General features: G+C 49.5%; 6 protein-coding genes. All 6 read left to right on the forward strand.

Annotation, left to right across the window (positions count from 1 at the left end):
* The first annotated feature begins 4 nt into the window (after positions 1-4).
* The 6 genes from VEA_RS18505 (at position 5) to VEA_RS18530 (ending at position 14,760) form a co-directional block, all read left to right on the forward strand.
* A complete protein-coding gene (locus VEA_RS18505; protein ID WP_006741333.1) occupies positions 5-1,405 on the forward strand; it encodes a PTS fructose transporter subunit IIBC in 1,401 nt (466 codons plus the stop codon).
* A gap of 120 nt (positions 1,406-1,525) precedes the next feature.
* Positions 1,526-4,357: a GH92 family glycosyl hydrolase gene (locus VEA_RS18510; protein ID WP_006741332.1), complete on the forward strand. Its 2,832-nt coding sequence runs from the start codon at positions 1,526-1,528 to the stop codon at positions 4,355-4,357.
* A 130-nt stretch (positions 4,358-4,487) separates the two neighbouring features.
* Positions 4,488-6,908: a GH92 family glycosyl hydrolase gene (locus VEA_RS18515; RefSeq protein ID WP_006741331.1), complete on the forward strand. Its 2,421-nt coding sequence runs from the start codon at positions 4,488-4,490 to the stop codon at positions 6,906-6,908.
* A gap of 47 nt (positions 6,909-6,955) precedes the next feature.
* Positions 6,956-9,661, forward strand: coding sequence for a GH92 family glycosyl hydrolase (locus VEA_RS18520; RefSeq protein WP_006741330.1), 2,706 nt, complete (start codon positions 6,956-6,958; stop codon positions 9,659-9,661).
* Positions 9,662-9,733: 72 nt separating this feature from the next.
* Positions 9,734-12,190, forward strand: a complete 2,457-nt coding sequence (locus tag VEA_RS18525; RefSeq protein WP_006741329.1) for a GH92 family glycosyl hydrolase — start codon at positions 9,734-9,736, stop codon at positions 12,188-12,190.
* An 89-nt stretch (positions 12,191-12,279) separates the two neighbouring features.
* Complete coding sequence (locus tag VEA_RS18530; protein WP_006741328.1) at positions 12,280-14,760, forward strand: GH92 family glycosyl hydrolase; 2,481 nt, start codon at positions 12,280-12,282, stop codon at positions 14,758-14,760.
* Position 14,761: the final 1 nt, after the last annotated feature.

Consider the following 14,761-nt stretch of genomic DNA (forward strand, 5'->3'; position numbering starts at 1 on the left):
AATTATGAGTACAATCACAGCTCAAGCTAGCAATAATAGCGATTTCAAAAAACTCCTAAGTACCATGAAAGGTCACCTTTTATTCGGTACTTCTCACATGCTTCCATTTATCGTTGCGGGTGGTGTACTACTGGCTCTGGCGGTAATGGCATCCGGTAAAGGTGCGGTTCCTGCAGACGGGTTATTGGCTGATATTTCTAATATCGGTATTAAAGGTCTGGTGTTGTTCCCAATTATTCTTGGTGGCTTCATCGGTTACTCAATTGCAGACAAACCAGCACTAGCGCCAGCGATGATCTCTTCTGGCATCATGGCTGACATGGGCGGCGGCTTCCTAGGTTGTATCGTCGCTGGTTTTATCGCTGGTGGTGTAGTTCTACAACTTAAGAAGATCCCTCTTTCTGCTAACATGACTGCGTTGGGCGCTTACTTCATCTACCCACTTGTTGGTACGCTTATCTCTGCAGGTATCGTTCTATGGGGTATCGGTGAGCCAATCAAGATCTTCATGGCTTCTATGAACGAATTCCTAGCTTCTATGGCTGGCGCTTCTAAAGTGGTTCTAGGTACGATTCTTGGTGGTATGACTGCATTCGATATGGGCGGTCCAATCAACAAAGTAGCAACGCTATTCGCTCAAACTCAAGTTGATACTCAACCATGGCTAATGGGTGGTGTTGGTATCGCAATCTGTACGCCTCCTCTAGGTATGGCACTAGCAACATTCCTATTCAAGAAGAAGTTCACTAAGCAAGAGCAAGAAGCAGGTAAAGCAGCAGCAATCATGGGTTCTATCGGTATCTCTGAAGGTGCTATCCCATTCGCAGCAAACGACCCTGTACGCGTTCTTCCTTCAATCGTTGCTGGTGGTATCGTTGGCTGTGTGTTCGGCTTCCTAACAGACGTACTACTACACGCACCATGGGGCGGTCTAATCACAGCACCTGTATCAAGCAACATCCCAATGTACGTTGTGGGTATCGCACTAGGCTCACTAACAACAGCAGTTATCGTTGGCTTCTGGAAACCAGTCGCTGAAGAAGAAGCAGAAGACGAAATCGCAGAAGCAGCACCAGCACAAGCTCAAGCGGCTCCAGCAGCAGGCGAAGGCGAGTACGACATCGTAGCAGTAACATGTTGCCCATCTGGCGTAGCACACACATTCATGGCAGCGAAAGCACTAGAGAAAGCAGGTGCGGCAGCGGGTCTGAAAATCAAAGTAGAAACTCAAGGTCAAAACGGTATCCAGAACCGCATCACTGACCTAGATGTAGCAAACGCGAAGCTGGTTATTCTAGCTCACGATATCCAAGTAAAAGACGCTCACCGCTTTGCAAAAGCAAACGTTGTTGAGTGTTCAACGAAAGAAGCGATGCGTAACGCAGCGACTCTTGTGAAAGCTTAAACCTTAAGCTCCTCCCCTAAGAGCCCTTTCCCCCAAAGGGCTCTATTTCAAGTTTTTAAGTTTTAGTAATACCCCTGATTTTTTTAATTATATAACCCCACAATTTACAAGGCTTTAAAAATGAAATTCAAACCTTCCCTACTCGCTTGCGCAGTTCTCAGTGGTCTAGTCGGTCTGACTGGCTGTAACGACGACACAACCAACATTTATGAAGGCGGTGACACCAACCCTGCACTGCCGGATATTCCTGACGGCGGCAAGCCAGTATGTCCTCCAGTTGGCGATGGCGACTGTGATGACAAGCCAAACCCAGAAACACCTGAAATCGACATGGGCGTTCACATCCCGGTAGACTTCGCCGATATGGACGTAACACGCTACGTCAACCCATTCATCGGCACAGGTAACCTAGGCAACACCTACCCTGGTGCAACCACACCACACGGCATGGTGCAGCTTTCTCCAAACAACGGTTCTAACGGCTGGGAATACATTTCAGGCTACTACTACCACGACGCACGTACTTCCGGTTTCTCTCATACCCACCTTTCCGGAGCAGGTGCTGGCGACTTGAACGACATTCTCGTCATGCCAATCAACTCGCGTTCGGATTACATGATTGATGAAGGTTCGGCAACGCTAAACCTAGAAGCGTCTCGCTTCCAACATCGTGACGAGCAAGCGACAGCAGGTTACTACAAAGTCGATCTATTGGATTACGACATCAAAGCTGAGTTGACGGCGTCTGATCGCGTTGGTGTACACCGCTACACCTTCCCTCGTGATGAGAAATCAGAAATCATCGTGAACACCGGCTTCAAAATTAACTGGGACTACACCTCAGATTCTTACTTGAAATGGGACAAAGACAATAACCGCCTTGAAGGTCACCGTTTCTCAGATGGTTGGGCACCAAGCCAAAAAGAATTCTTCGTGATGGAATTCGACCAACCAATCAAAAACGTTCGTTTTGCTTACTACGATAAAGAGCAAGGTCGTTACATGGACGTGCCAGAAGGCATTACAGAAATCGGTAACGAAACACGTGGCAAGTATCAATACGCACGCGCTTACGTAGAGTTCGACACATCCAAAGACGGCTTAACGGTTGAAGCGAAATTAGCGCTATCAAACGTTGAGATCGGCGAGAACGGCAAGTCTGGTGCTTCTCTTAACATGACTGAAGTTGCGGGCATGAACTTCGACCAAGTACGCGAAGCGGCAACGAAGAAATGGGAAGACGAACTCGGCAAGATCCAAGTCTCTGGCGACGAAGATTACAAACAAACCTTCTACACCGCGATGTACCACTCGTACCTAGGTCAAACCATTCACTCTGACTTAGATGGTCGCTACCGCCAAGTTCACCAAGGTCGTAACGCTTACCCAGATGGCAACACACCTTGGGGCGATAAGATTGATACGCTGAAAGAGTCAATCCGCACTGCCGATGCCAACAAAGATGGCAAAGCAGACTTCACGCGCTACGACACTTTCTCGTTGTGGGATACCTACCGCGCAGTTCAACCGCTGTCTTCGATTCTTGAGCCAGACCGCCTAGCCGACGTGGTGCTGTCTATGTTGTCTTACGCTGAAGAAGAATGGGTGGATGACAAAGGCAACGTGCGCAAAGGTCGTCTGCCTGAGTGGACATTCAAAGGCAACGAAACCGGCATGATGATGGGCATGCACTCAACGCCTGTGATTCATGATGTATTGTCGAAAGGCTCACTAGAAAAACGCATGATCGATCTTGGCTTCACAGAAGCAGAACGCAAAGACGTGAAAGAGCGCTTAGTTGAAGCAATGATCACTGACGCGCGCGCCGCAACGAGCCAAGGCGTAGCATGGATCAAAGAATACGAAGAACAAGGTTACGTGCCAGCGCAACTGCACGACACTCCACCAGATTCTTACGGCGGTCACTCACCATTTAAAGATTCTTGGACAGCATCTTACTCGCTTGAATACTCAATGAACGACTGGGCAATCGCGCAATCGATCAAAGAAGTCTTCGGTGAAGAAGATCCACGCTACACCGAGTTCGCTAACCGTTCTAAAAACTGGCAAGCGCAATTCGACTTCGGCGGTAAGCAATACCAAGGTTGGTTCAAAGCCCGTGACTACGATGGCGAGTTTATCGATGCAGGTTGGGTAGACCCAATCACTGGTCGCGCGGTGGGTAAAGACTGGCGTCCAGACATGTTTAACTGGGCATTCTCTGAATCGAACGGCTGGCAATACTCGTTCAGTGTTCAGCACGACATTCATGGCTTGATTGACCTGATGACACGCTTCGACAAGACACAAAACCCTGAAGCAGAACGCGGTGACTTGTTCGCAGCTCGCTTGGATGAGTACTGGTCAACCTACCCAGACCGCAACGCAGGCGACAACCAATTCCCAGTGTTCAACACAGGTAACGTTGGTCAGCACGTTCAAGGTAACGAACCAGATATCCACGTGCCTTACTTGTACAACTACATAGGTCAACCTTGGAAAGGTCAGGCAGCCATCGCCGCAGCAACCAACATTTGCTACAAGAACACCGCTGACGGCATTTGTGGTAACGACGACTTCGGTACGCTCTCCGCGTGGTTCGTGTTCCGTGCACTTGGCTTCTACCCAGTGAACGCTTCTTCTGGCATCTACGAAATCGGTACTCCGCTGTTCGAAAGCGCGTCTATCGATGTCGGCAACAACCAGAAGTTCACGGTTACCGCGAAGAACGTTAGCCGCGAAAACATCTTCATTCAATCGGCTCGCTACAACGGCAAAGACTTCAACCGCACTTACCTGACTCATGACGAAATCATGTACGGCGGTGAGTTGGAGTTCGTGATGGGCGACAAACCAAATCAACGTTGGGGCTCTCTAGAGCAAGATCTTCCACCAGCACAAGGCATCGGTGAGTTCTTGCATGAAGACGAGATGCCAGCAGGTTCTCGTTAATCCCAATAGTGACAACTCAGCCGGGAGCGCATCTCCCGGCTATCCCTACAAGCAAATTTTATAAGCAGTCCTTTAGAAACAGTCTCTTATAAACTCTTTTATATACGAATAACGACAAAACGGTATGCACATGTTTAAACGTAATCTTATCTCTTTGGCTATCCTGGTTGGTCTGACGGGTGGCTTGGCTGGCTGTAACAGCGACAACGATTCTTCCTCTTCACTGCCGGGCGATCCAATTGTTGATCTCGCGGTGTTGAAATACGTCGATCCTATGATCGGCACAGCAGCTTCTGGTCATACATTCCCGGGCGCGACGGTACCGGCAGGTATGGTTCAACTGTCTCCAGATACTTTCATCGGTTCTAACACTGATCACGAATCAGGACTTAACCCATGGCACTCAGCTTCTGGCTACTGGGATTCATCCAACTACGAAACTGGCGAAGTGGTTAACACTGACGTTCCGCTGTACGGCTTCTCCCATACTCACCTTTCAGGTACAGGCGCAACGGACTTAGGCGACATCTTGGTTCTGCCATACACAGACATGGCGAACACACAACTGAACTCTTTCGACAAAGCCAATGAAGAAGCAAGCGCAGGCTACTACAAAACCAAACTAAACCAAGGTCAAATCGAAGTGGAACTGAGCGCAACCAAACGTGTTGGTTTGCACAAATACACCTTTGCTGATGGTGCTGACCGTAACGTGAAGTTCGATTTGGGTCATACCCTAATGAACAACAACGGCAAGTCTTTGAAGAACAAAGTGGAAGTGGTGGACGAATACACCATTCGCGGTCGTAAAACCTCAACTGGCTGGTTCCAAGGGCAAGATCACCAAGGTCAAGACATCTTCTTCTACGCGAAATTCAGCCAGCCAATCGCCAAAGCACTGCTGGGTGAACAAGACCAAGAACCAACGCGCGAAATGCGCAATGGCGCGGTTTACTCAGGCGATGATCTGACCGCTTACCTAAACTTCGGCACAGGCGAAGAGCCAATTGAGATCCGCGTCGGTATCTCTCCTGTTAACTGGCAAGGCGCACAGAAAAACTTAGAAGCGGAAGCACCAAGTTTCGACCTAGCACAAGTAAAAGAAGACGCGGAATACGCGTGGGCTGAGAAGCTAGCAAAAATCAAAGTAGAAGGCGGCACAGACGCAGAGAAAACCAACTTCTACACTGGCATGTACCACATGATGATCGCACCAATCGAGTTCTACGATGTGGATGGTCAATACGTGGATATGCTTGGCACAGTGCGCACACTGAAAGATGGCGACACACCAAACTACTCGATTTACTCAACGTGGGATACGTTCCGCGCGGTTCACCCAATGTGGACCATCATCGACCCAGACCAAGCAACGCTATACGTGAAAGACTTGATTCGTAAATCCAACGACGAGTTTGGTCTATTGCCGAAATGGGAAGGTCACGGCTCAGAAACTGGCACCATGATCGGCTACCCATCGGCAGCAATTCTAGGCGATGCGGTAACCAAAGGCTTGATTGATGCAGAGCAGGCTTACACCGCGTCAGTAAAATCAGCACGTTACACGCCGCATGAATACCCACAGATTCATGACGACATCCTAAGCTCACTTATGGCAGGTCAGTTGAACTACCACGAGAAAGAACAGTGTGTTCGTTACCCGAACTGGAACTCAGTGTCGTACTCGTTGGAATTCTCCTTCTACGATTGGACGATCGCAGAAATGGCAAAAGCTGCTGGCGATATGGACGCGTATGAAGAGTTCAAAGCTCGTTCTTACAACTCTTTGAAACACTGGGATGCAAAAGCAGGTAACGCAGACGGCACGGGCTTCTTTGTACCGACAGAACTGAAAGAAGGTGACCCATGTGCACTGAAATACGCTTCAACTGACTTCGACCCTTACAAATCTGACGCGTTCTACTACACAGAAGGTAACGCGTGGCAATGGCAATGGGCGTTCATGCAAGACTTAGACAAGCTGACTGAAATCATGGGTGGCACGCAAGGTCTGAACGACAAGCTGAACAATCTATTTACTGCCGATCCAAATGGCGGCGAAGCGCACCAAGACATGACAGGCTACATCGGTCAGTACATTCACGGTAATGAGCCTTCGCATCACGTTATCTACTTGTACAACCGTACTGAAGAATCTTACAAGGCGCAGGAATACCTAGACCAAGTTTATGACCAGTTCTACAAACCAACGCCAGACGGCATCATCGGCAACGAAGACGTAGGTCAAATGTCAGCGTGGTACTTGATGTCAGCACTAGGCTTCTACCAAATCTCGCCAACCGATCCAACCTACAGCATCGGTCGTCCAATCTTCGACAAAGCGACAGTAGACATTGGCTCTGGCACCTTCACGGTAACGGCTGAAAACAACGGTCCAGACAACATGTACATCAAAGAAGTGACCATCAACGGTAAGCCTCTGGATGTGTACAACACCTTCCAGCACAGCGAATTCAAAGCAGGCGGCGAACTGCACTTCGTGATGACGGCTGACAAGTCTGAAGCAATGCAAGCCAACCTAGGCGAATAATGATTTTGAGGGGGCCTTGTGTCCCCTTTTTTCGTGGAATAAAAACAATGAAACTAAAAAGAACCCTACTCTCTACTGCAGTGTTAACCGCCATGCTTAGTCTTGCTGGTTGTGGCAGCGACTCTGATCCAGAAACTCCGGTTATCTCTACCCCTACTTTGGAATTCGTTGATACCTTGATCGGCACTAAAGGTCTTGGCAACGTCAACCCATCTCCAGTCATGCCAGAAGGTATGATTCAACCGTCCCCAGATAACTTCGATCCAAACGGTTGGAATGGCAAAGGCTCACCTGTTGAATACGATCCTGTGCACAGCCTGCTTTCTGGCTTCTCAATGACCCACATTTCTGGCGCAGGTAAAGGTGACCTAAACGACTTCGCCTTCTTGCCATACACAGGTTTCAATACTGATGCCGTGACCATGGATAAAAGCTCGGAAGTGGCAGAGGTTGGTTACTACTCGGTTGACCTTGTAGAAACCGGTGTAAAAGCTGAGCTGTCGGCAACCGACCGCGTGGCGTTCCAACGTTACACTTTCAAACCGGGCCAAGACCGCAAAGTACGTATCGACCTCCAACACGAACTGTTGGAGCAATACGGCAACCACTCTCGCAGCATCTACTACAAACGCGTTAACGACACTACCGTCGTAGGCGCGCGTACCTCAAACGAATGGGGTCAATGGCAAACCGTGTTCTTCGCGGCAGAATTCTCTGATCCAATCATTGAAGAGAATCTGTACACCAAGCTGGCTTCTGAAAGCAAATTGACTCCAACTGACGCTACTGAAGTCGGCTTGGAAGATTACCGTGGTTACGCAGAACACAAACCAATGCCGGGCGAGCCAGAACCTGACCCAGAACGTTTGGCAAAACGCGCAAACGATGTCCTGACGCATTTGAACTTTGGTAAGAGCGATGAGCCATTGGTGGTCAAGGTAGCGATTTCTGGCACTGGCGTTGACGGCGCACTGAAAAACCTAGAAGCAGACACCAACGGTTGGGACTTCGACAACGTCGTACAACAAAACCGCGTGGCTTGGGAAAATATCCTTGGCGAGTTTGAACTGGAAGGTGGCAACAAAGCCGACAAAACCATGTTCTACACCTCGCTCTACCGTACGTTTGTTGCTCCATTCCTATACCAAGACGTGGATGGCAAATACCGTGGCATGGACGGCAAAGTCCACCAAGCAGAAGATGGCTTAGTCAACTACTCAGTGTACTCAATGTGGGATACCTTCCGCGCCGCACACCCACTGAAAACCATCATCGATAAAGACCGCGCAATTGAACACGCACGCGATCTATTGAACAAATACCAAACGGGCGGCGTGCTGCCAAAATGGGAACTGCACTCGGATTACACCGGTGAAATGGTCGGTCATCCTGCGGTCTCGGTTATTGCCGATATCATGGTCAAACACCCTGAAGCCTTTACCGCAGCTGAGTTTGATTTGGCGTTGAAAGCCGCTGACGAAACGGTCAACTTCAACCTTGATAAAACTGAAAGCTGGGTGCCTTACCAAGACGCTTGGAACGGTGACAAACGCTTCACGGTCATGACACGTCATAACGACTACCAAGAAGACGTCGGCTTTATTCCAGCTAACACCAAATGGGCGCCGGACTCTGGCGACAAACCGGGTTACGTGGAAGGTTTGAAAGTCGATAAATACGACGAGCTCGTGAACGAGTCGGTGTCTTACGGTCTTGAGAACGCATACTACGACTGGTGTATCGCTCAGATCGCTAAACTTGCAGGCAACGACCAGCAGTACGACCGCTACATGGCGCGCTCTGAATCGTTCAAGAACTACTTCGATTACAACCCAGAGCAATACGGCAAACTGCAAGACACCAAAGGCAACGCATTGGGTGCAACGGGCTTTATGCGTCCGGCTTACATGAACAGCGGCAGCAAGGTTTGGGCAAACAACCTGAAAGCCGAATGTTTAGACGAGAACATGGCGCTGTCTATCCCAGACGGTATGGACTACAACGCCTGTAAAGACCGCAAAGCACTAAACGAAAATGACGTGTTCTGGCCTTACCGCGCCGAACACCGAGGCGAAGACTTCACCGAAGGCAATACATGGCAATGGACATGGTTTGCACCGCACAACTTGAACGGTCTGGCTAACGTGATGGGAGGCGAGCACATCGACCGTACTGACTTCTCTCTTCCTGAAGACGTAACCGAACAAGGCAAAGCGGCATTCTTAGCCAACTTGAATGCGCTGTTTAATGCGGACTCCAACGCTGATACGAGCCAATCACACGACATGTCTGGCTACATCGGTCAGTTCGTGATGGGTAACGAGCCTGATCACCACGTGCCTTACCTATACAACTGGACGGCAGAACCTTGGAAGACACAAGAAATCGTCGACCAAGCGATGAACGAGTTCTACCACCCAACGCATGAAGGTCTGATTGGTAACGAAGATGTCGGTCAGATGTCGGCGTGGTATGTGATGTCTGCATTGGGCTTCTACCAAGTCACACCGGGCGAAGCAAGCTACACCATCGGTCGTCCTCTGTTCGACAAAGCCGTGATTCCAGTCGCGGACGGTAAATTCACCATCACCTCAGAAAATAACAGCCAAGAGAGCATCTACGTGAAGTCGGTGACCATCAACGGCAAACAATTGAGTGACAACTTCAGCTTCGCGCACAGCGATTTGAAAGACGGTGGTGAACTGCATTTCGTTATGACTTCAGACAAATCTGAAGCGATGAAAGCGCAGTAACCGATAACCATCCAAATAACGAAAGGGAGCATCTAGCCCCCTAAAAAACTTCACTTCAGTGGAACCATAAAAATGAAACTAAAAAGAACCCTTATCTCTACCGCTATACTCGCTGCCATGTTTGGTCTTGCTGGTTGTAACAGTGATGACGACAACAGCAAATCTGGAACACCATCCCTCGACACCACACTAACTCAATACGTCAATCCATTGATTGGTACAGGTGCAGATGGTCACACCTTCCCGGGGGCGATTGTGCCTTACGGTTTGGTACAACTTTCTCCTGATACTGAAATGGAAGGCTGGGGCTCTGCCGCAGGTTACTTCGACCACGGCAAACTGACTGAAATCCCAGTGTATGGTTTCTCCCACACTCACCTTTCTGGCACAGGCATTACCGACCTTGGTGATATCTTAGTTCTGCCTTTTACCAAAAAAGAAAACGCCGTTTTCAACACGTTCGATAAAGACAACGAAACCGCCGAAGCGGGTTACTACGCGGTTGAACTGAACAAAGGCGAAATCAAAGCTGAGCTAACTACCACGCAACGTGTTGGCTTCCACCGCTACACCTTCAGAGAAGGCACCACGCCACACATCAAGTTCGATTTAGACCACACTCTCAACAAAGGTCACTTCAACAACCGCCCCATGAAGGGTGATTTAGAGTTCATCGACGCTTACACCATTCGCGGTTTACGTAGCTCGAACGGTTGGGCGAACAACCAACACGTCTACTTCTACGCCACCTTCAACCAACCTATCGTCAAAGCCATTGCTCTAGTTGACGGCGCAGAAACGGAAATCGATGTAAACAACGACAACATCGACGCAGTGAAAACCATCGCTTACCTAGAATTCGCACCATCATCAACACCGCTAGAAATCCAAGTAGGCTTGTCACCAACAGGCACAGAAGGTGCAGAGAAGAACCTAGAAGCAGAAGCGAAAGACGTGTCATTTGATACTGCGCGCGCTCAAGCCAACGACGCATGGCACCAAGAGCTTAGCCGCATGATGGTATCTGGCGGCACAGAAGATCAAAAAGAAATCTTCTACACCGCGCTCTACCACGCTTCTATCGCGCCAATGATTTTCCAAGATGTCGACGGTCAATACCCTGCGATGCGTACTCGCATTCAAAAAGACGCGGGCGACACACCAAACTACTCCGTGTACTCCATGTGGGATACCTTCCGCGCTGCGCATCCACTGAAAACCATCATCGACCCAGAACGTGCCGAAGAGTTTGCCAACGACCTGATTCGTAAATACGAAGACGGTGGCATCTTGCCGAAATGGGAACTGCACAGCCACTACACGGGCACGATGATCGGCTTCCCTGCGGTTTCTATCATTGCTGACGCGATGGCAAAAGGCTTAGACATCGACCCACAACTTGCCAAAGAAGCGGCTGAATTTACGGTGCGCTACCACGAGGCATCTGAATTCCCAGATTGGACGGAAGACAACAACATCGGCGCAGCAAACGTTGTGCAAGTGAAGGTGTACGAAGAAAACGGCTTTGTTCATCACGGCTATTGGAACAGTGCGTCTTACACGCTTGAGTTTGCTTATGGCGACTGGGCAATGGCAGAAATCGCGCGCATGGCTGGCGATGTAAAACTGCAAGAAGAGTTTATGACTCGTGCCGACAACTGGCTTAACCATTGGGATGCAGAAACTGGCTTCTTACGTCCAAAGAACCATCCGATGAGTTCATCACCAAACAAACCGCCTTTGGAGTTCAACCAACCGATTGATGAAGAGCGTTTGGATGAGTGTGAAATGGTTGAGTGGCCAGAAGGCTCAGGCGTGATGAAAGAGAAATGCCCACTGCTACCATTTGACCCTTACTACGTGGACGAGTTTGCCTACACCGAAGGGAACGCGTGGCAATGGAAGTTCCAACCAATGCACGATTTCAACCGTCTGAAACAAGAAATCTACCAAGCAGACTTGGCGCAAGGCAAAGACACCACGCCAGAGAAAGCTTTCCGTGAAGATTTGGACGAGCTATTTAATGCACGTTCTTCAAACACAGGCGAAGAGCTACCAGACCTAACGGGTTACATCGGTCAGTACATGCACGGTAACGAGCCATCGCACCACATTCCTTACCTATACGCGCTAACGGATGAGCCATGGAAAGCGCAAGAGTACCTAGACCGCATCATGTCAGAGATGTACACCAGCGAGCCAACCGGCTTGATTGGTAACGAAGACGTGGGTCAGATGAGCTCTTGGTACTTGATGTCGGCAATGGGCTTCTACCAAGTGACGCCTGCGGATCCGGTCTACACCATCGGTCGTCCTATGTTTGATGAAATCACCATTCCAGTGGAAGGCGGCGAGTTCACAGTCATCGCAGACAACAACAGCCCACACAACAAGTACGTGAAGTCTGTAACCATCAACGGCAAACCGCTGGATGCCAACTTCACCTTCAAACACAGCGAAATCAAAGCGGGCGGCGAGCTTCACTTCGTCATGACGGGTGACAAGCAAGAAGCGCTTCAAGCTCAGTAACGTTTTATGTAATTCGTGTTTAAAGAATAAGCAGATAGATTAACTCAGTGGCAGGAAGTGACGCGCTTCCTGCCTAAGGAATCAAGATTATGAACTTTACGAAAACCGCTATCGCCACCGCAGTGATTGCAAGTGTTATTGGTTTGGCTGGCTGCAACGATGACGACGATAACACCTCACCAAGCGTCGATACTTCCAACTTAAAATACGTCGACCCATTCATTGGGACAGGCTTTAACGGACACACCTTCCCAGGTCCTGTTGTGCCAGAAGGCATGGTGCAACTGTCTCCAGATACCGAGCTGATCGGCTGGCACTCTTCATCAGGTTACCACTTCGATAAAAAGACCCTGTTTGGCTTCTCCCACACTCACCTATCCGGCACGGGTATGGGCGGCTTAGGTGACATTCTGTTCCTACCGTTTACCGAAGATAAAGCTAAATACATCGAAGACAGCGACGACTACCGCGAAGCGATTTCAGTCAAGATGGACAAAACCTCAGAAGTGGCAGAAGCGGGTTACTACTCGGTGAAAATTGCAGAGAACGGTATCAAAGCCGAGCTTACGGCGTCTGAACGTGTCGGCTTCCACCGCTACACCTACCCACAAGGTCAACCACAACGTCTGAAGATAGACCTCAACTCCATCCTTAACAGTGATTGGGGTTCGACCTCTCTGCGCAACAAACTGACGGTGAGCGAAGACGGTCATACCATCACGGGCGAGCGCGACGCAGCGCACTTCTCTGGTTGGGCGAAAAACCAAAAAATCTTCTTCTATGCGACTTTTGATAAGAAGATCAAAGACGTCTACATCCTTGCCAATGGCGAACCTGTTGACGGCCTAACGGCAGAACACGTTTCTGAATTGATATACGATGACCAAGGTAATCCAGTTAAGCGTGTCAAAGCGGACGTCACTGCCTACATCGAATTTGAAGATGAAGGCTCACAAGAGTTGAATGCGCAAGTGGCGTTATCTGCGGTTGACCCACAAGGCGCAGAAAACAACTACGATGCCGAAGCGAATGTCTCTTTCGATACTGCGCGCAACAACGCACGTGAGAAATGGGCAAAAGCACTCAACTTCTCTATCGAAGGGGGCACGGAAGATCAGAAAGAGATCTTCTACACTGCGCTTTACCACACCAAGTTTGCGCCTATGGTGCATCAAGACGTGGATGGTCGATTCCGTGGCATGGGCAAAGGCTCGATTCGTGAAGGCGAAGGGGAATACTCCATCGCTTACGGTCAAGCAACGGAAGAGCAGCCAAACTTCTCGGTTTACTCTCTATGGGATACCCAACGTGCGTTGCACCCACTAAAAACCATCACTGAGCCAACCCGCGCGGTACAATACGCGAAGAACCTAGTTCAGAAGTACACTGAAAGCGGCTTACTACCGAAATGGGAGCACTTAGGTGACGAGACAGGTACCATGGTTGGCTACCCAGCGGTAGCAGTGATTGCGGATGCGATCACTAAGTTCCCAGAAGAGTTTACTCAGCAAGAGAAAGAGCTGGCGCTGAAAGCCGCGATCGACTCTTCGACTTACGAGAACTACCCTGCATTGCAAGCCGATTGGGATCAAGGCGTATTGGATCGCACTTTAACCAAGCACATCGACTACATTGAGAAAAACGGCTTCACGCCTGCTATTCAGCGTGTCGATGGTGAACCTGTATTTGAAGACTACACGGTTGAGTCTGTTTCTTACGGTCTGGAAAATGCGTTCTACGATTGGGCTATCGCACAAATTGCCAAAGCAGCCGGTGATACTCAAGCGGAAGAGCAATACCTTGAACGCTCAAAAGACTACAAGAAGTACTTCGATTACAACCCAACGGAATACGCAGAACATGGCGTGACGGGCTTCATGCGCCCAGTGATGATTGATGAAACCTTCATGACGCCATTCGACCCATACGGCACAGAACACGAGACAGGCAACTACACCGAAGGTAACGCGTGGCAGTGGACTTGGTTTGTACCGCATGACATCGCGGGCTTAAAAACCATCATGGGTGGCGATGCTGAGTTCCAGAAAAACCTAGAAGCAACCTTCACCGCAGAAAGCCAAGGCACAGAAACACCGGATATGTCTGGTTTGATTGGTCAAGTTGCGTTTGGTAACGAACCTTCGCACCACATTCCTTACCTATTCAACTGGACCGCAGAGCCATGGAAGACGCAACAAGTCGTCGACCACATTCTGGATGACATGTATTTCGCTGCCCCAGAAGGCGTAGTTGGTAACGAAGACGTGGGCGCCATGTCCGCTTGGTATGTGATGTCTGCATTAGGCTTCTACCAAGTGAACGCAGCAGAACCTATTTACACTGTGGGTCGTCCACTATTCGACAAAGCAGTGATTCCGGTGAAAGGCGGCACGTTCACCATCACCACAGAGAACAACGCCGATGACAACATGTACATCAAGTCTGTCACCATCAATGGCAAAGCTTTAGATAACGGCTTTTTTTTCGACCATTCCGAGTTCAAACCAGGTGGTGAGTTGCACTTCGTGATGACGGGCGACCAATCTGAAGCGATGAAAGCGCCTCAATAAC

Source organism: Vibrio antiquarius (genome assembly GCF_000024825.1).
GTDB classification, from domain to species: Bacteria; Pseudomonadota; Gammaproteobacteria; order Enterobacterales; family Vibrionaceae; genus Vibrio; species Vibrio diabolicus.

What these genes read in the sequence shown, in the direction of transcription:
- VEA_RS18530 (WP_006741328.1), top strand. Translation starts at nt 12,280, where the DNA reads ATGAACTTTACGAAAACCGCTATCGCCACCGCAGTGATTGCAAGTGTT.
- VEA_RS18510 (WP_006741332.1), top strand. Translation starts at nt 1,526, where the DNA reads ATGAAATTCAAACCTTCCCTACTCGCTTGCGCAGTTCTCAGTGGTCTA.
- VEA_RS18520 (WP_006741330.1), top strand. Translation starts at nt 6,956, where the DNA reads ATGAAACTAAAAAGAACCCTACTCTCTACTGCAGTGTTAACCGCCATG.
- VEA_RS18515 (WP_006741331.1), top strand. Translation starts at nt 4,488, where the DNA reads ATGTTTAAACGTAATCTTATCTCTTTGGCTATCCTGGTTGGTCTGACG.
- VEA_RS18525 (WP_006741329.1), top strand. Translation starts at nt 9,734, where the DNA reads ATGAAACTAAAAAGAACCCTTATCTCTACCGCTATACTCGCTGCCATG.
- VEA_RS18505 (WP_006741333.1), top strand. Translation starts at nt 5, where the DNA reads ATGAGTACAATCACAGCTCAAGCTAGCAATAATAGCGATTTCAAAAAA.